This is a genomic window from Pandoraea pnomenusa, assembly GCF_000767615.3.
Taxonomy (GTDB): Bacteria; Pseudomonadota; Gammaproteobacteria; order Burkholderiales; family Burkholderiaceae; genus Pandoraea; species Pandoraea pnomenusa.
The window spans coordinates 253,578-271,528 of record NZ_CP009553.3 but is presented as its reverse complement, the minus strand read 5'-3'; the positions used below and the strand labels follow the sequence as shown (position 1 = coordinate 271,528).

Annotated in this window: 12 protein-coding genes and 1 pseudogene; 4 read left to right on the top strand and 9 right to left on the bottom strand. The window is 68.1% G+C overall.

Annotation, left to right across the window (positions count from 1 at the left end; translation table 11 throughout):
• Positions 1–13: 13 nt before the first annotated feature.
• A complete protein-coding gene (locus tag LV28_RS25255; protein WP_023872532.1) occupies positions 14–817 on the bottom strand; it encodes a helix-turn-helix transcriptional regulator in 804 nt (267 codons plus the stop codon).
• 177 nt (positions 818–994) lie between these two features.
• On the opposite strand from LV28_RS25255, the gene LV28_RS25250 reads away from it, so the two are divergent.
• Positions 995–1,801 carry a class I SAM-dependent methyltransferase gene (locus tag LV28_RS25250; protein ID WP_023598495.1) on the top strand — a complete coding sequence of 269 codons (807 nt, stop codon included), beginning with the start codon at positions 995–997 and terminating at the stop codon, positions 1,799–1,801.
• 96 nt (positions 1,802–1,897) lie between these two features.
• Here LV28_RS25250 and LV28_RS25245 read toward each other — a convergent pair whose 3' ends face one another.
• The 3 genes from LV28_RS25245 to LV28_RS25235 form a co-directional block, all read right to left on the bottom strand.
• Positions 1,898–2,659, bottom strand: a complete 762-nt coding sequence (locus LV28_RS25245) for a peptidylprolyl isomerase (protein ID WP_023598494.1) — start codon at positions 2,657–2,659, stop codon at positions 1,898–1,900.
• Positions 2,660–2,936: 277 nt separating this feature from the next.
• Positions 2,937–3,890 carry a ketopantoate/pantoate/pantothenate transporter PanS gene (gene panS / locus LV28_RS25240; protein ID WP_023872535.1) on the bottom strand — a complete coding sequence of 318 codons (954 nt, stop codon included), beginning with the start codon at positions 3,888–3,890 and terminating at the stop codon, positions 2,937–2,939.
• Positions 3,891–4,091: 201 nt separating this feature from the next.
• A complete protein-coding gene (locus LV28_RS25235; RefSeq protein WP_023598492.1) occupies positions 4,092–5,762 on the bottom strand; it encodes a DEAD/DEAH box helicase in 1,671 nt (556 codons plus the stop codon).
• Positions 5,763–6,100: 338 nt separating this feature from the next.
• On the opposite strand from LV28_RS25235, the pseudogene LV28_RS25230 reads away from it, so the two are divergent.
• Positions 6,101–6,973 (top strand): annotated as a pseudogene (locus LV28_RS25230) (LysR family transcriptional regulator); the annotation flags it as partial.
• Between the two features lie 264 nt (positions 6,974–7,237).
• Here LV28_RS25230 and LV28_RS25225 read toward each other — a convergent pair.
• From LV28_RS25225 to mprF, 3 genes are all read right to left on the bottom strand, one after another.
• A complete protein-coding gene (locus tag LV28_RS25225; protein WP_023598490.1) occupies positions 7,238–8,545 on the bottom strand; it encodes a solute carrier family 23 protein in 1,308 nt (435 codons plus the stop codon).
• A gap of 157 nt (positions 8,546–8,702) precedes the next feature.
• On the bottom strand, positions 8,703–10,433 hold the full coding sequence (locus tag LV28_RS25220; RefSeq protein ID WP_023598489.1) for a virulence factor family protein: 1,731 nt from the start codon (positions 10,431–10,433) through the stop codon (positions 8,703–8,705).
• A complete protein-coding gene (gene mprF, locus LV28_RS25215) occupies positions 10,430–13,159 on the bottom strand; it encodes a bifunctional lysylphosphatidylglycerol flippase/synthetase MprF (protein ID WP_231107040.1) in 2,730 nt (909 codons plus the stop codon). Before mprF ends, LV28_RS25220 begins: the two co-directional genes overlap by 4 nt.
• Before the next feature lie 457 nt (positions 13,160–13,616).
• On the opposite strand from mprF, the gene LV28_RS25210 reads away from it, so the two are divergent.
• Positions 13,617–14,891: a serine hydrolase domain-containing protein gene (locus LV28_RS25210; RefSeq protein WP_038619178.1), complete on the top strand. Its 1,275-nt coding sequence runs from the start codon at positions 13,617–13,619 to the stop codon at positions 14,889–14,891.
• On the opposite strand, the gene LV28_RS25205 is transcribed toward LV28_RS25210, so the two are convergent.
• Together LV28_RS25205 and LV28_RS25200 are read right to left on the bottom strand one after the other, a co-directional pair.
• Positions 14,863–15,216 carry a GIY-YIG nuclease family protein gene (locus LV28_RS25205; protein ID WP_081326787.1) on the bottom strand — a complete coding sequence of 118 codons (354 nt, stop codon included), beginning with the start codon at positions 15,214–15,216 and terminating at the stop codon, positions 14,863–14,865. The two genes, LV28_RS25210 and LV28_RS25205, sit on opposite strands and share 29 nt — an antisense overlap.
• Positions 15,213–16,025 (bottom strand): AraC family transcriptional regulator, encoded by an 813-nt coding sequence (locus LV28_RS25200; protein WP_023598485.1) that lies wholly within the window; start codon positions 16,023–16,025, stop codon positions 15,213–15,215. The genes LV28_RS25205 and LV28_RS25200 overlap by 4 nt, the downstream gene beginning before the upstream one ends.
• A gap of 265 nt (positions 16,026–16,290) precedes the next feature.
• Here LV28_RS25200 and LV28_RS25195 point away from each other — a divergent pair, with 265 nt between their 5' ends.
• Positions 16,291–17,766, top strand: a complete 1,476-nt coding sequence (locus LV28_RS25195) for an SLC13 family permease (protein WP_038619180.1) — start codon at positions 16,291–16,293, stop codon at positions 17,764–17,766.
• The last annotated feature ends 185 nt before the right edge of the window (positions 17,767–17,951 follow it).

The following is a 17,951-nucleotide window of genomic DNA, read 5'->3' as shown; positions in this document are numbered from 1 at the left end:
TGCGGTGCGGCACTCAGGGCAGCAGCATCACCAGCTTGACGTCGTCATGCCCCGACAGCCGGAACGTCACCTGCGCGAAATCGATGTCGCCTCGCACCGGGTGACGGAAACCGCGCCGGCCGCCCTCGCGCTCGACGACGTCCTGCTGCGACCAGAGCGCGGCGAATCGCGGGCTCTCTCGCTGCAGGGCATCGGTGAGCGCGCGCACGGGGGGATCGTCGAGATAGGCGCTGCATTCGGCGCGAAACTCCGCCACCACACGGCGCGCGCGTCGCTCCCAGTCCTGAATCAGCGTGGGCGCCGCTTCGTCGAGAAAGATGTAGCGCAGCAGGTTCTTCGTGCCCGGTGCCCCGTTCGCATCGAGCCATCCGCGAAAGATATCGGCGGCTGCATCGTTCCACGCGAGCACGTCCCAACACCGGTCAAGCGCGTAGGCGGGAGCTGCCACCGCGCCCACGGCGGCCTGTACCTGCGCCGTAGCATGATGCGGCAATGGCTCGGCGCCGCGCTCCGGATCGCGGCGCCCCGCCAGATCGAACAGATACGCCCGCTCGGCGCGCGACAGCCGTAACGCGCCCGCCACGGCGGCCAGTGCCCCCGCCGAGATCGACACTTCGCGCGCCTGCTCGATCCAGGTGTACCAGGTGGCCGACAGCCCGCATAACTGGGCCACCTCCTCGCGCCGCAGACCCGGCGTGCGGCGGCGTCCCATCGGTGGCAATCCAACTGCGGCGGGCGTGAGACGCTCGCGATGCGCGCGCAGGAAGTCGCCGAGCGCGCGACGCGCGCGAGCCGCGTCGGCGGGCTGGCTGGACACCGTCCCCGACGTGTCGGACGATGGCAAATGCGGGGCGGGAGAGAGGGTATTAGTTTTCATACCAGGATAAACGAGCAACTTGTACCGGTATCGACGACCCATTATCGTGAGACTCATGGATGTCGCGCAAGCGCTTGTCGCGACAGTCCGCCCGCCCCCACCATCCAGGAGATCCCCATGAGCGAGACCGCCCGCCCTGCCGACAAGGCATCGGCAACGACACACGATTCCCACAACGCCGTGGTGACCGGCCAGTTCGGCCCGCAGGCGAGCGCGTATCTCACGAGCGCCAACCACGCGCAAGGCGCCGATCTCGAACAGCTTGCCGCGATCGCCCGCGCGCATCCGAACGCCCAGGTGCTCGACCTGGGGTGCGGCGCGGGCCACGTGAGCTTCTTCACCGCGCCGCATGTGGCGCGCGTGGTGGCCTATGACCTGTCGGCCGACATGCTCGGCGTGGTCTCGACGGAAGCTGCAAAGCGCGGCATGACGAACATCGATACGCAACTCGGCGCCGCCGAATCGCTGCCCTTTCCGGACGCCTCGTTCGACCTCGTGTTCAGTCGGTACAGCGCGCACCACTGGGCTGACGTCGGCGCCGCATTGCGCGAGATGCGCCGCGTGCTCAAACCGGGCGGACGTGTGGTGATCTGCGATGTGGCGTCCACGGGCCAGCCGTTGCTCGACACCTATCTGCAGGCCGTCGAGGTCTTGCGCGACACCTCGCACGTGCGCGACTACGCCACGAGCGAGTGGCTGACGATGGCTGCCGGCGCGGGCTTCTCGGTGGCGTCGCTCACGCCGCGCGCGCTCGACCTCGACTTCACGACCTGGACGACGCGCATGCGCACGCCCGCGCCGATGCAAGTGGCCATCCGCGCACTTCAGGCGGCAATGGCCGATAACGTTCGCCGTCACTTCCGGATTCAGGACGACGGCTCGTTCACGCTCGACACGCTCACGCTCGAGCTGATCGTCGGCTGATGCCCGACCGGCACGCTCGTGCCGGCCTCCGTGAAAAAGGGCGCCCCCGAATCACCTTCCGGGGCGCCCTTTCGTTTTGGCGGCACGACAACAACGCTACTGCACGCGCATGGGCCCTTCGTCGTCGTTCGCACCGCTGATCTGCGCCGCGCCCGCGAGCAACGCCACGTAATGGCGCAATGCGCGCGCACGGGCCTGCTCGTATAGCTGCGCCGCGATGCGATCGGCCACGCGCTCGAACGGCGGCATGCGTCCCTTGATCCGTCGCTCGATACGCAACACATGAAAGCCGTAACGCGTGTTGACAAGTCTCGGCACCACGCCCAACCGATCGCCGCAGAACAACACCAGCTCCAACTCGGGAACGCCGCTGCCCCGCGTGAGCACGCCCAGGCTGCCGCCCTCGCGCGCCGAAGGACAATCCGACATGCGCTGCGCGACCGACGCGAACGAGGCTGGTTCGGCCAGTACTTCATCGAGTGCCGACTGCGCGCGCTCCAGCGTGCGCGAGAGCGGCACACCCGCCGACATGGCGAAGAGAATGTGACTCACCTGCACCTTGTCGCCCACGCGGAACTGTCCTGCGTGCGCGTGAAAGTAAGCGCGGCACTCCGCTTCGGTCGGACGCCGCACCTGCACGTCGCGCGTGAAGAGCGCGTCGATCACGGCGTCGTCACTGACATTGGCCCCGTCGGCCGTGTCCAGCAGCCGCAGATCCCGCGCGCGCTGCCGCAACAGTTCCCGGCTCACGAGCGCGTGGCGCGCGGCCAGTTGCGGATCGGCCGCGTCACGATGCCGATCGATCTCATCGGCAACGCGGCGCGCGTCGATGACAATCCCGTTGACACACAAAGACATGACGGACTCCCACAAAACATGGTCTGTCGCCCGGCCGCAGGCGGTCGTCGTGCCTCTCGCACGTTGCCTCGTTGCCTGGGAGGGCCTCGTCGGAATACGCCCAGTGGGCGAGCGGGGGAAAGGGAGCACGGCCGGGCGCCGTGACGCGGAATCTCTCGCCGCCGCGAACGGTATATCGAAGTTTTAGGCGATGCGCGACAGAAAGGCAAATGCGGGCAGGACCGAAGCGCGCAGCCGTTGCGCGCCGCACACAATCGGTGTGCGGCGCCGTGAGCGCTCAGTGAAGCGGGCGCGTGGCGGGTGCTTGCACGTCGTTGGCGGTGCCGGTCGGCCGGCCGCGCCAGTAGCCCGCGAGCAGCGACCCCGACAAGTTGTGCCAGACCGAGAACAGCGCGCCGGGCAGCGCCGCGAGAGGCGTGAAGTAAAGCTTGCCGAGCGTCGCCGCGAGGCCCGAGTTCTGCATGCCCACCTCGATGGCGAGCGTGCGGCAGATCGACTCGTCGAAACCGAGCAGACGTCCGCCCCAGTAACCGCCGAGCAGGCCCAGACCGTTATGCAGCACGACACCGAGCATCACCAGCGGCCCCACCGTGGCAATGTTGCCCTGGTTCGCCCCCACCACCGCGCCGATGATCAGTACGATCGCAACCATCGAAACGAGCGGAAGATAGCCCTCGACGGCGCGCACCACGCGTCCGAAGTAGCGATTGATGATCAGGCCCGCGCCGATCGGCAGCGCCACGATCTGAAGAATCGACAGCAACATGCCCTCGACGTCCACGGCGATCGACGCATCGACATACAACCGCGTGAGCAGCGGCGTGGCGAACACGCCCACGAGCGTGGACATGGCGCTGATGGTCACCGACAGTGCCACGTCGCCCCGTGCAAGATAGATCATGACGTTCGAGGCCGTGCCGCTCGCCACGCTGCCCACGAGCACCATGCCGGCCGTCAGGTCCGGCGGCATATGCAGCACGCGCGCGATGACCCATGCGGCCAGCGGCATTACGAGGTAGTGCAGCACCACGCCCGCCACGATCGGCGCGGGTCGCGTGAATACGCGCTTGAAATCGTCGAACGTGAGCGTGACGCCCATCGCGAACATCACCACGGTCAGCAGTGCCGTGACGTGCGGCGTGACGCCGGAGAAACTGCCCGGCGAAAGGAAAGCGAAAACAGACAGCAACAGAGCCCAAAGCGGGAACAGCCGGGTAACACGGGCGATCATGAAATCCTCGGAGAACGGGAAGGCGGTGCGGGCATCGGCGAAGAGGCATCGCCGGTGCTTGCCGCCGCGCTCGTCGCTTGCCCGGGCCGCCGGGCGCAAAAGCTTAATATTTTACTTATTTTGCGCAGACGGCCTTTCCGGTGTCGTTCGGATACGACGCCTCGACGCCGTATCCGGTTGACGCGTGTGCGCCGAAGCCGCTCAGTCGCGCTTCGGTTTGCCCATCAGCAGCGCACCGCCCGCGCCGTCGCGACGTGCGGGACGCGGACCGCGCTGGGCGAAATCGCCGCGCTCGGCGCCGCCGCCCTGACCGCGCACCGCGCCTTGCGGGCCCGGCGTGCCACGGCCGCGCTGCTGCCGGCCGTCCTGGCCTTGCCGTGCGGCGCCCGAACCTTGCGCCACGCCGCGTTGTGCGTCGCCCTGGCGCTTCGGTGCCTGCTGGCGCTGCGGCGTCGCCTGGCCCACATTGCCGACGTTGATGCTGCTGCCACCGCCGCCGTTGCCGTTGCCACCGCGACCGCCGCGCTCATTTCGCCCGCCGTCTCGACGCGCCTTCGGCTCACCGCCCTGGCGTGTGCCGCGTTGCGCATCTCGCGGTTCGCGCGGCTCGCGAGGCTCACGCGCTTCACGCTGGCCTCGGCCGTCATCGCCGTTGCGAGCGGCGCGTCCGCCGCCGGCGCCTCGGCCACCGTTCTGATTCTTGCGAATCGGCTGCGCCACCGCATGCGGGTCCGGCTCGAAGCCTGGAATCACCTCGCGCTCGATGGTCCGTTTGATGAGACGTTCGATCTGCGTGAGCAGTTGATGTTCGTCCACGCAGACGAGCGACACGGCTTCGCCATTCGCCCCTGCGCGACCGGTGCGGCCGATACGGTGCACATAGTCTTCCGCGACTTCCGGCAAGTCGAAGTTCACCACGTGCGGCAGTTGGTCGATGTCGATCCCGCGCGCGGCGATGTCGGTGGCGACCAGCACCTGGAGCGTGCCGCTCTTGAACTCGGCCAGCGCGCGCGTGCGGGCGCCCTGGCTCTTGTTGCCGTGGATCGCCAGCGCCGGAATGCCGCCCTTCGTGAGTTGTTCGGCCAGGCGGTTGGCACCGTGCTTGGTGCGCGTGAACACGAGCACCTGGAACCAGTTGTGCTCGCGCACGAGATGCTCGAGCAGTTCGCGCTTGCGATCGCGATCGACCGGGTGGATTTTCTGCTCGACCGTCTCGGCCGTCGTGTTGCGGCGCGCGACCTCGATCAGCGCCGGCGACTTGAGCAGGCCGTCGGCCAGTTGCTTTATCTCGTCGGAGAACGTGGCCGAGAACAGCAGGTTCTGACGTTTGGTCGGCAGCGCCGCCAGCACGCGCCGGATGTCGCGGATGAAGCCCATGTCGAGCATGCGGTCGGCTTCGTCGAGCACGAGAATCTCCACGCCCGACAGGTCCACCGTTTTTTGCTGCATGTGGTCGAGCAGACGTCCCGGCGTGGCAACGAGAATGTCGACGCCGCGCGCGAGCTGCTTGACCTGCGGCACCATCGACACACCGCCGAACACGGTCATCGACGTGAGACGCAGATACTTGCCGTATTGGGTCACGCTCTCCTCGACCTGGGCCGCCAGCTCGCGCGTGGGGGTCAGCACGAGCGCGCGCACCGGGCGCTTGCCGTTGGCCGCCGCCGGACGCGCGCGCGCCGAGAGCATTTGCAGGATGGGCAGCGTGAAGCCGGCGGTTTTGCCGGTGCCGGTCTGGGCGCCGGCGAGGAGATCGCCGCCTTGCAGGACGGCCGGAATCGCTTGCAGTTGAATCGGAGTCGGGTGGGTATAGCCGAGGTCGGCGACCGCACGCAGGATGTCGGCCGACAGGCCGAGCTTTTCAAAAGACATATATAGACCAATGCGCGGACTCCACGATGTGTGTCCCCGCGCGTATCGATGTTGTTTGTTCTTGATGGAATGCCCGCGTCGGGCGTGCAACGGGCGTCACGCTCATGTGGGCGACGCGCCTGAAGACGCCGGCAAGACGACCCGCCGGGGAATGAGAAACAAGTGGCTTGGCGGGCGAGGCCGTCGCGGGTACGGCCGTGTCTTGAAAGCACGTAGTTTACCATGCGGCCATCCGCAAGTCAGTGAGCGCCGGAGAAACGCCTGCCCGCACCCCGGACATGCGCGAGCCGCTACACTCACGTCATTGCCCCAACCGCCGTTGCGCCAACGCCCCTACCGTGCGATTCGACCTGACCGATTTGCGTTTGTGCCTGCTGGTGGCCGATGCCGGCAGTATCACGGGCGGCGCCGAGCGCGCCCATCTCACGCTCGCTTCCGCCAGCGCTCGCATCCGGGGGCTGGAGGAGACGCTGGGCGTGGCGTTGTTCGAGCGCCATCGGCAGGGGGTGATTCCCTCGCCTGCCGGACGCGCCCTGCTCGCCCACGCTCGCCGCGTGCTCGCGCAGATCGAGCAGATGCGCGGCGAGCTGGGCGAATACGCCGCGGGTCTCAAGGGCAACGTGCGCATCGCCTCCAACACGGTCGCCATGTCGGAATTCCTGCCCGACTTGCTCGGGGCCTTTCTCGCCAACCATCCGAACGTGGAAATCTCGCTGCGCGAGCAGACCAGCCCGGCGGTCGTGCAAGCCGTGCTCGAGGGCGCGGCGGACGTCGGCGTGGTCTCCGACTGGATAGAGCTCACCGGCCTCGAGACCGTGCCCTTCCGTCAGGACCGGCTGGTCGTCGTCACGCCGCCGGGCCACGCGCTGGCCACACGGCAAGCACTCAACTTCATTGACGTGCTCGACGAGGAATTCATCGGCCTGCCGGAGCCAAGCGCATTGGCCGAGCATCTCGACGGCCATGCGAAGCAGGCCGGACGCCCCTTGCGCTACCGCCTGCGCCTGCGCGACTTCGACAGTCTGTGTCGCGCCGTGGCGGCCGGCGCCGCGCTGGGCATCGTGCCGCTCAACGCCGCGCGCCGCTGCGCCACGCTGGGCATCGGCATCGTGCCGCTGTGCGACCCGTGGGCGCTGCGCACGCTGGTGCTGTGCGTGCGCGAGCGCGACGCCCTGCCCGTCCATGCACGCCAGTTGCTCGAGCATCTTCAGGCGCCGGGTGCAGACACCGGCCCCCCTTCGACACGCCCGGCACGCCCGGCACGCCCGGCACGCCCGACACGCCCGACACGCCCGACACGCCCGACACGCCCGACACGCCCGACACTCACGAAGCATGCGACACCCATCAAACGCACGGTGTGCGGGATGCGAACGCCTCCGGCAACCCGAACATCGCCATCGGCATAAAAAAAAACGGCACGACGTAATCGTCGTGCCGTGGGGGCCGCGTCGCGGGTGCCGCCCGTTAGCCCGTTACATGGCCGCCGGCGTCGACTTGCCGCGTCCGCGCAGCAGCGCGTACAGGATGATGGCGCCGAACGTGGCGCAACCGATGCCGCCGAGCGAGAACGCCCCGAACTTCAGCGTGAAGTCACCGGCGCCGAGCACCAGCGTGACCGCCGCCACGATCAGGTTGCGGTTATCCGAAAAGTCGACCTTGTTCTGCACCCAGATGCGCGCGCCGGCCACCGTGATCAGACCGAACACGACAATCGACACACCGCCGAGCACCGGGCCCGGGATCGTCTGGATGATCGCGCCGAACTTCGGCGAGAAGCCCAGCACCAGGGCGATCACCGCCGCCACGGCGAACACCAGCGTCGAATAGATCTTCGTGACGGCCATCACGCCGATGTTCTCGGCGTACGTGGTCACGCCCGTGCCGCCCACGCTGCCCGAGACGATCGTCGCGAGCCCGTCGCCGAGGAAGGCGCGGCCCATGTAGCGGTCGAGGTTCTGGCCGGTCATCGCGCTCACGGCCTTGATGTGCCCCAGATTCTCGGCCACCAGAATGATGGCGATGGGTGCGAGCAGCACCATCGCCTCCGGCTTGAACACGGGGGCAGCGAAATGCGGCATGCCGAACCACGCGGCATTGGCCACGACGGAGAAGTCGATCGGCTTGCCAAGGCCCATGCCGTTGGTCAGCACGGCGTAGAGCACGTACGCGAGCAGCAGCCCCACCAGAATCAACAGACGCTGCACCATGCCGCGCGCGAACACGGCCACCAGCCCCACGCACAGCACCGTCGCGAGCGCCATCCAGGTATCGAAGTTCGTGGCCGAAACGCCCTTGACCGCCACCGGCGCCAGGTTCAGGCCGATCACCGCCACCACGGCCCCCGTGACGACCGGCGGCATGAGCGCCTCGATCCAGCGCGTGCCCACCGCCATCACGATCAGACCGATGATCGCGTACAGCACACCGCACGCGATGATGCCGCCGAGCGCCACCGGAACATTCATGTTCGGGCCACTGCCGGCGTACCCCGTCACCGAGATGACCAGGCCGATGAAGGCGAAGCTCGAACCGAGATAGCTCGGCACGCGCCCGCCTACGAGCACGAAGAACAGCAACGTGCCGATACCCGACATGAAGATCGCGAGGTTCGGGTCGAAGCCCATGAGCAGCGGGGCGAGCACTGTCGAGCCGAACATGGCGACGACGTGCTGAACGCCCATGGCGATGGTCTGGGGCCAGGGCAGACGCTCGTCGGGGGCGATCACGCGTCCCGACGCCGTGTCCTGTTGCCGCCACTGCGGGAAGTAACCCTCTGCCATATCGATCCTCTCCTGTGATTGTCGTGTCGTTCTGTGCCGTACGCGCGGCTCGCCCGCCCCGCGCGCGGCCGCGCTGCGGGGTGACGGAAAACTGGGCGAAGTGTACGGAGCGCCCGCACGGAAGGCAAGGCGCAAAGCCGCGACGCCGGCGCCGGTGTCAGCGGCGCGCGACGCCCTGGAGAATCTTGTCGGCCAGCGCCGTGTAGTTGCCGTCGAAATGGTGTCCGCCCGGCATCTTCACGACCTGAACGCGCCGGGGATCGAGTCCGGGGCAGTTGCTGTCGTCCTCGTCGGCGCCATAGATGCACATCGCCATGCCGTCGGGCAGGCGTTCGACTTCCGGGCGGATCGGCAGGCCGTTCTGGCTCGACATGACCCAGTTGGTCATGCGGAATTCGAAGTCGGCTTTCTGCCCGAGCCCCATGAGTACGAGCAGCGCCACGCGCTCGCGCCCGCCCGGCGGCAACCGGTTGACCATGAACGGCAGCACGTCGGCGCCTTGCGAATACCCCACGAGGATCACGCGCTTCTTGTTCCAGCGCGTTTGATAGAAGCGCATGAGACGGTCGATGTCGAGCGCCCCCGATGCGGGGGTACGCGCCGACCAGAAATAGCGCAGCGAATCGACGCCCACCACCGGAATGCCGTGCGCCGAGAGCGCGCCCGCCACGTCGCGATCGAGTCCCGCCCAGCCGCCGTCGCCCGACAGGAGAATGGCGAAGGTGTCGGCCAGGTTCGCGTCGGGCTTGCCGGTGGCAGGCACTTCGATCACCGGCAGGTCCGCCACGGCCGCGGGCGGGCGGGCCGTGCCGGCCACGTGATGCGCGTTCAGCCGGCGAAAGGCGTTCTTGTATTGCGTCACCCAGTCGGCGAGCACCGGCGTCGGCGTCGTGCCCGAGGTGTCCATCGCGCCAAGGCTGCCGGCCAGGCCGCCCACGAGCCAGTTCGCATTGGGCGTGCGCGCGGCGAACGCCTGCGCCACGTGGTCGGGGCACCGCGGCGCGCGCGCGTACGGCCCGCCTGCCGGGCCGCCCATCGCCAGCCACGGCGCGCTCATCACCGGAGCGGGCAGCAGCCTCATGGGCGCGCCTCCGGCGGTGTGCGTGACGCCGCGTCCGAAATGCACGCCTTCGCCCTGGCATAGCGGCCGCGACATCGGCAGCACCGGGCAGAAGTCGACGGACAGCGCGCCCGAGAACGTGTCGCTGCCCGCCTGCGCGAGCATGGCGTACGCGAACGTGCCGCCCACGCCGTCGCCCACGAGAATCGGCGGCGTGTAGCCCGGCAGCTTCACGGCCGCCTCGACCCAGCGGCCGAAGTTGTCGAGATCGCCCGCGGCGTAGACGCACGCGATGTCGTCCTTCGTGTAGTTCGCCATCAGGCGCGCGGTGTCGATGCCCGCCACCAACGCGCCGGTTTCCGCGAGCGCGCGGGCCATGCGTTCGGCACGCGGCGTCCAGCCGTCATCGTCCGAGAAGAACAGCACGGTGGCATTCGGCTCGCCGTCCGGCCGGAAGATCGGCACGTTCTCGAAGCGCCCGTGGGTCATGATTTCCGGCGTGGCGTTGCCCGCGCCACGGAAGGCCGCCGCCCCCGCGGCGGCGGCCGCAGCCTGCGGCATCACCGGCGAGGGCACGCTCGAAGCCGCCGCAGGCGGCTGCGCGGCCGGCCCCGCCTTCGGCGCGGGGCGAAGCAGATTGGGGCGATGCTCCGGCGCCAGGGGCGCCGTCTGCGCCCGCGCGGTAACCGGTGCCATCGCCGCCGACCACCCCAGCACGCCCGCCGCGAGATGCCGCGCCAGACGGGCGACACCCGTCTTCCCGAAACGATGCCGGCCCGCGTACCTGCTGTCTGCGCTGCCATGCGTCGCCATCGTCTTCCCCGTCATTTCGTAATCATCCCTTTCCAGCCGCCTCCCACGAGCGCCGCCACGTCGGCGAGCGTGAGCATCGGCGCGATGCCGCCCGGCGTCATCAGATAGCGCGCCTCCCACTGCGGATCGAATTTGTCCTTGAAACTGCGCAGCCCACGGAAGTTGTAGAAGCGTGCGCCATGCGCAAACATCATGCGCCCGAAGCGATGCCAGCGGGGCGCGAGTTGATGCGTCTCCATGCCGGACATCGGCGCCATGCCCAGCCCGAAGCGCTGATACCCCTGATCCTTGAAATGCAGCATCAGCTTCGCGAACAGGAAGTCCATGGTGCCCGGCGGCGCGTCGGGCACCTGGCGCATCAGGTCGATGCTCGCCTCGATGCGCTGCACATCCGGGCACATCAGCGTGGCAAATGCCACGAGGCGCGATTCACGTCGCACCAGCGCGACCGGCTGGCGCGACACATACGCCTCGGTGAACGCACCAAGCGAGAAGCCCTTTTCGCGCGTGTGCTGGCGTGCGAGCCAGGCGTTCGACACCCGTCGCATTTCTTCCAGATACGGCGCCACGGCTTCCGGCGGCACGATCTCCAGCGTGAGACCTTCGCGCTCGCCGCGCGCGACCCCATGGCGCAGATTCGCACGGCGCGAGCCCTGCAGGCCGAACTCCGGCAGCGAAACGAACGCCTCTTCGCCGAGCTTGTAGGCGCGCAGGCCCGCGTCGATGTACAGCGGCAGCGCCTGCGGACGCGTCTTGTAAAACGCCGCCCGCCCACCGTGCGCGTCGGCCAGTTCGATGAAGCGCCAGATCAGCTCGGGCCACTCCTTCTGATCGCCCACCGGGTCCGAGAGCGACACCCATGAGCGACGATGCTTCGCGTACATGATGAAGGCGTTGCCCGACGGCGAGAACAGGAAGCTCTTGTCACCCATGAGCGCCAGGCAGGCGTCCGCGGCCGGCTGCTTGCGGATGACGGCGCGCGCACGCGCGAGTTCGTCTTCGCTCGCGGGCACGATGGCGCCGGGCGACTGACGCAGCAGTTGCCACAGCGACAGCCCGAGCCCGATCACGGCCACCACCATCAGCGCACGCATCGAACGAGGTGCGTCACCGCCGAACGTGAACTGCCACCACAATTGGTTCGCGTAGCCCACGCGCCGGTAGGACATGAACATGAGCCAGGTACAGGCGCCCAGCACCGAGAGCACCGCGATGATCCATCCCGGCTCGAACGTCTGTGTGAAGAGCGACGAGCGACGGTCGAACTGCTTGCGCGAGACGAGCAGCAACGTGGCCAGCACCGCCAGCACGAAGCATTCCGACAGTGCGATCCCCTTCGGAATCGCCAGCACGGCGGCGATGACCGTCAACGCGAGCGAACCCCACCAGGCGGCGTCGAGCCGGTGCAACAGTCCGCGCGCCAGAAACAGCATGCACAGCCCCGCCACGCTGCCGAGCAGGTGCGACACCTCGACCAGGAACAGCGGCACATGGCGGCGCAGGAAGTCTTCCGCCTCGCGCGTGGCCGGCGTCACGCCGGAGATCAGCAGCATGACCCCGGCGACGAGCGTCAGTGCCGCCAGCAGGCCGGGAAAGAGCCGCACGGCGGCGCGGCCGATCGGCGCGGCCGGCCCCTGCCGGAGTTCGAATCCGGCGAGCAGGCATGCCGCGAGCATGAGCGGCAGCAGGTAATAGATGCCCCGATAGAGCACCAGCGCGCCCGCCACCTGACTGATCGGCGCATGGCCGTTCGTCGCGAGCAGAATCACGGCCTCGAACACCCCCACGCCGCCGGGGACGTGGCTGAGCACCCCAAGGGCCATGGCAATCGCGTAGAAGACGACGAAGGTCGGCAGATCGACCACACCCGCGGGCAGCAGGCACCACAATGCGGCGGCGGCCATGCCCAGGTCGGCGGCGGAGATCAATAACTGGCGCAACGCCAGACGCAGCGGCGGCAGCGGAATGGGCCAGCGGCCGAACAGCGAGACGGTGCGATGGCGCGCGCACATCGCGAGAAACGCGGCGGACCCGGCAAGCAGCAGCACGGCGACCAGTTGCAACAACCCTGCGGGAATCGGCACCAGCGCCGACACACGCGACGCGCCCCACAGCATGCCGAGCGAGCCGAACACCGTCATGCCCAGCCCGAACGCGCCCGCGTTGAATGCCACCGCCTGCGCCACCTTCGAGGTGTCGATCCCGGCGGCCGCGTACATGCGCATGCGCACCGTGCCGCCGGTCAGCACGCCGAGGCCCACGGAGTTCCCCAGGGCGTAGGCGATGAACGAAGTCAGCACCACCGTCGAGCGCCGCACCGTCGCCCCGGCGAAGCGCAAGCCGGAGATGTCGTAACCGGTGAGCGCGGCATAACTCGCCAGCGTTGCCAGCATGGCGAGCACCAGGCGCGTCACAGGGGTGTTGTGGATGGCGGCGACGATGTCGTCGTAATGCACGTGCCGCAACATGTGGTGCAGTGCGTCGAAGACGAACAGGCCGAGCAGCGCCACGCCGGCCACGATCAGCCACGGCCGGACGGTACTCCATGGAACGCGTCGCAACCAGCGCAGCTGGGCGGGCAATGCAAGCCAGGTGGCCTCTACGGCCCCCGGCGCGGGGGCAAGCGGTTCGGATACGCCGTCGACGGCAACGCCGGCGGCACCGGCGGCGCCCATCGCCTGGACCTCGGTGGAAGGCGCTTCGGCGGGCCGGCTCGGGCGCGCGTGGGAGGGTTCAGTCATCTATCGGTGGATCCTGCGGCCGGTACGGCGTCTGCTTCGGGACGCCGCCCCCGGGGTGGCTGTCTGGACGATAGCTTACACCGCGATGCGTGTCAGGTCTTGTTCCAGTGCCGCCGACACCATCGTCCGCCCTGCCGACAGGCCTCGTCGCGACTGCGGCGGCGACCGATCCCTCGGGATTCGAGGGAATCGCCACGGCGCAATGCACGCGCCCGCCGCCGCGCGACCCGCGTCACACGGTCCCGCGCCGGGCCGATTGCGCGAGGCTATGGAAGTTTATGTTTGATATATGCAACTTAATGTAAAATGCGAGGCTTTTGTTAGCCAGTTAGACGAAGTTTTTCCTAAACTTCGAATGCCGACAACGCCGCGAAGCGGCACGTGCGCACACCGAACCATTCCGACTCCGAAGAGAGTCGATTCGCGGTTCGAAGTATCGTGCGCGGGGGGTGAAATAATGTACGTCGAACGGCACAGCCGTCCGGCAGGGGCACGTTTGACCACGTGGCGGACATGGCGCGAGAACACGCATGCCGCGCTGTGCGCCACGGGACTGTCCGCCGCGTCCGTACGCCGGGGCGTCCTGCGTGTCCTGCTGAGCGCCGTCTTCCTGTCGAGCGCGACACCGGCGCTTTCGCAAGGCGCCTCGTCCGCGCCGGCCGCGAGTCAGAACAGCGTGGTCGTGGCGCTGCCGGCCTCCGGCCCGGCCAAGCCCATCCGACCGGCGGTGCCGATCGGGCAGTCGACCCTCGCGCAGGGCGTCGCGCAACTCAAGGAGCGCTTCAACCTGTCGCATGTATGGTTGCGCACCGAGTCGGATACCGGCGTCGCGCTCGAAGCCGCCACGGCGGATGACGACGTCGGCGCCCTCCTGCCGGTCGCCAGCCTGTCCAAGTCGGTCACGGCCATCGGCATCGCCCTGCTCGTCCAGGAGGGCAAGCTCTCGCTCGATGCGAAGCTCGGCGATTTGCTCGACGCCTATTCGAAACAGCACGGCAAGCCGCTCGATCCGTCGCTGCGCGAGCTCACGGTGCGTCGCCTGCTCGCGCATCGCGCCGGCCTGCCGACGAACGGCTTCAACGATCCCGTCAACGGTCTGTTCAGCGGACTGGCAATCCGGCGCGTGGGTGGCAGCGCCGACTTTTTCAAGTATCTCGACGCCGGCGAAGCCGGTCACTCCACGGGCAAGTCCGACTTCGTCTACTCCAACGTCTCATACCTGTTGCTCGGCATGGTGATCGAAGCCGTCTCCGGGCAAGCGTACAAGGACTTCTGCGAAACGCGCATCTTCGGGCCGCTGGGCATTACCGACGCGCAGTTGCCCGACAACTGGCGTCTGCTCGCGCCGTTCGCGGGATGGCAAATGTCGACGGGAGCCCTGCTCAAGGTGTGGCGCGTGTTCGACATACGTCGCCCGAGCCTGCTCACGGAGCAGACGTTGCGCACGTTGCTGCTCGACAGGCAGTCCGGGCCGGTGAACGCCGACCGCGACGTGTATTACACGCTCGGCGTGTTCCTGCTGCCTCGCGCCGGAGAACGCAGCTATCGCATCAGTCACGACGGCATCGCCGACTTCTTCCGCACACAGGCGACGTATTACACGGTGGTCGAGAAGAACGTGCCCGGGGACAGTTGGGCGCTCGTGGTGTCGCCGATTCCCTCACGCGGTCAGTTCGGAGCGCTCCAGCGCGAGGTGCGCCGCATCATTCGGCGGGCGCGCCTGGTGCCGTAAGGTCGGCAGGCGCGTTGGCCGGGGAATCGACTTCCCCACCGAAGTCGCACGTGTAAGTGCCGGCGATCAGCCCGCGCTTTTGCGACGCGCTCAATTGTTTCACGCGGTGCTCCGCGCGCGAGGCCGCCGACCGATCGGCGAACGTCAACGACATGAGAATGCGCGAGGGCGGATACGCGCGGGTAAAGCGCGCGCCCTTGCCGGACACATGCGCCGCATAGCGCGCATCGACGTCGACGGTAATGCCGGTGTAGATGCGTCCGCCGGCGCATTCCAGCAGGTAGAGAAACCAGGGCTTCGGCGCCCCGGGTGTGGCCTCGCTCATAGCTTCGCGCGCTCCACCCGCGTAAAGTCGCGCGGCGAGACCCCCAACGCCCGGCGGAACATCGCGGAGAACGCCGCGGGGTTCGCATAGCCCAGACGCGATGCGACCGTCGCCACGGGCACACCGCGCGACATCCAGTCGACCGCGCGCGCGATGCGCACCCGCTGGCGCCATACACCGAAACTCGTGCCCAGTTCCGTGCTGAAAAGGCGCGCGAGGGTACGCTCCGACGCCCCGACGTCTTCGGCCCATTGGGCGAGCGAACGATCATCCTCCGGGCGCTCCATCAGCCCCTGGCACAACGGTCGAAGGCGCCGGTCGTCCGGCATGCGCAGGTCGAGCGACGCCGTGGGCGCCACCCGCAATTCTTCGAGCAACAGCGATGTGACGAGTCCGTGCCGAGGGTCGTCCGACGCCATCCCCCCGGCCATGGCTGCCGCCAGATCGCGCAGCAAAGGGGAGACGTCGAGCACGAGACACCGCTCGGCAGGCAACGGCGAGACTTCCGACATCATGTACACCGCGTAAAACTGCGCCTCGCCCAGCACGGCGACTTCGTGCGACATGCCGGCCGGCACCCATGCCGCGCGAAAGACGGGCACGATCAGGCTGGTCTCGCCGGCCGTGATGCGCAGGCCGCCGCGCTGAGGACAGATCAATTGCCCCCATTCGTGGCGATGCGGCTCGATGAGCGCGTCGGGCGGCGGCGTGCGCAGGTGTGCGACGACGGGCGTCACGGCGCTCGGCGCCGTACGGGGCATGGGCACGAAGTTGGGGCGCGCGACAGGCGCCGTCGCGGTGCGTGGCATGTTCGCGATGGTATTTGTCCTGATGCAGAATCGGTCAACGGCTAGAGTGGGACGTCGGCTGCCACCCGAATCATCGAGTGACATTCCCGGCCGGCACTTATTGTAGTCCGGCCGCATTCCGACGACGCACCACGCCACGGAACGACGTTGCGCGCAAAGCCCGTATCATCGGCAGTGCGTCGGCAGTGCCGACACTTGACACTCGCAGCGCGCGCCCGACGCCCTCACGGCGCGCCATTGGCCCATCATCACAACGACAAGCGCCATGACCGACTCCACCCCACCGGCCTCGCCCGATTCGCTGCCGCAGGCGTCCCACGCGGCGCAAACGCTGCGCCGCGAGCGCCTGCGCGCCCGCCTGCGCGCGCTCGCCGGTTACGCCGTCTACGCCCTGCTCGCGCTCGCGCTGTGGGCGGCAAGCCACGGCAGCACGACGCTGGGCCTGTCCCCAACGGCGTCGCAAGCCGCGGTACTGGTACTTTTCACGATCGGCGCATGGGCTTTCGGACTGTTCCCGGAACCGATCACCACGCTGACGTTTTTCCTGCTCGCCGTGCTGCTGCATGTCGCCAAGCCGGAAGTCATCTTCGCGGGGTTTCACTCGGCGGCGTGGTGGTTGGTCTTCGGCGGTGCGGTCACGGGGCTCGCCGTGCGCACCACCGGTCTGGGGTCGCGGATCGCCGCCACGCTGTTCTCGCTCAGGCGGCCGACTTACGCGCGTTACGTCGCCTCGGTGATGGTGGCGTGTGTCGGCCTGGCGTTCGTGATGCCTTCCACGACCGGACGTATTCTGCTGCTCATCCCCATCGTGCTGGCGCTCGCGGACCGGGTCGGGCTGACGGAGGGGCGTCGCGGGCGCACCGGTCTCGTGATGATGGTGGCCGCCGCGAGCTATATGCCGCCGACGACCATCCTGCCGGCAAACATTCCGAACAGCGTGCTGATGGGCGCGGCGGATTCGTTCTACGGCGTGAAGCTGCATTACGCGCCCTATCTGTTGCTGCACTTCCCGGTGCTGGGCGCACTCAAGGCCGTCATTCTCGTGTGGGTCATTTGCCGGCTGTTTCCGGACGACGGGCCACTCACCAACACGTCGTCCGCCGCGCCCGCACCGCTCACAACGGACGCCCGACGCCTGTCGATGCTTCTCGCGCTCGCGCTGGCGGGCTTCGCGACCGACGCGTGGCACGGCATCTCCCCGGCGTGGATATCGGTCGCCGCCGCGATCATCTGCCTGCTGCCCGCGATTCATATCGTCACGCCGAAGACCTTCACCGAGCAGATGCACATCACGCCGCTCATCTATGTGGCGGGCTTTCTCGGTGTCGGCGCGGTCGTCGCGGACACCGGACTGGGCGAGAAGGTCGCGCGCCTGTGTCTCGACGCCGTGGGCATGACGCCTGGCACGCCAGCCATCAATGCCGCCTGGCTGATCGCGATCGGCGCGGCGATCGGTCTGGTCGCCACGCTGCCCGGCCTGCCCGCCGTGCTCACCCCGCTCGCGGGACAGCTGTCCACCGCCAGTGGATTGCCGCTGTATACCGTGTTGATGTTGCAAGTGCCGGTGTTCTCGACGGTGCTGTTGCCGTATCAGAGTCCGCCGATGATGATCGCGATGCATCTGGGCGGTGTCGGCATGCGCGACGGCACACGGCTGACCGTCGTCATGACGCTCATCACGCTCGTGGTGCTGTTCCCCCTGGACTACCTCTGGTGGCGCGTGCTCGGCATGCTTCCCTGAGCCGCTTCCGATCGTCCGGCGCACAAGGTGGCACGCAGCTTGCATGTCGCAAGACTGCGGCCACCGCATCTTTCCCCCCTCACGACGCTGTCCCGAAGACGTCGATGCGGTAGTGCCCGCGTTCGTCTCATGCCGGTTCGCCACGGAACCGGCTCCGGCCGGCCCGATTCGCCCTGGCGACCTTC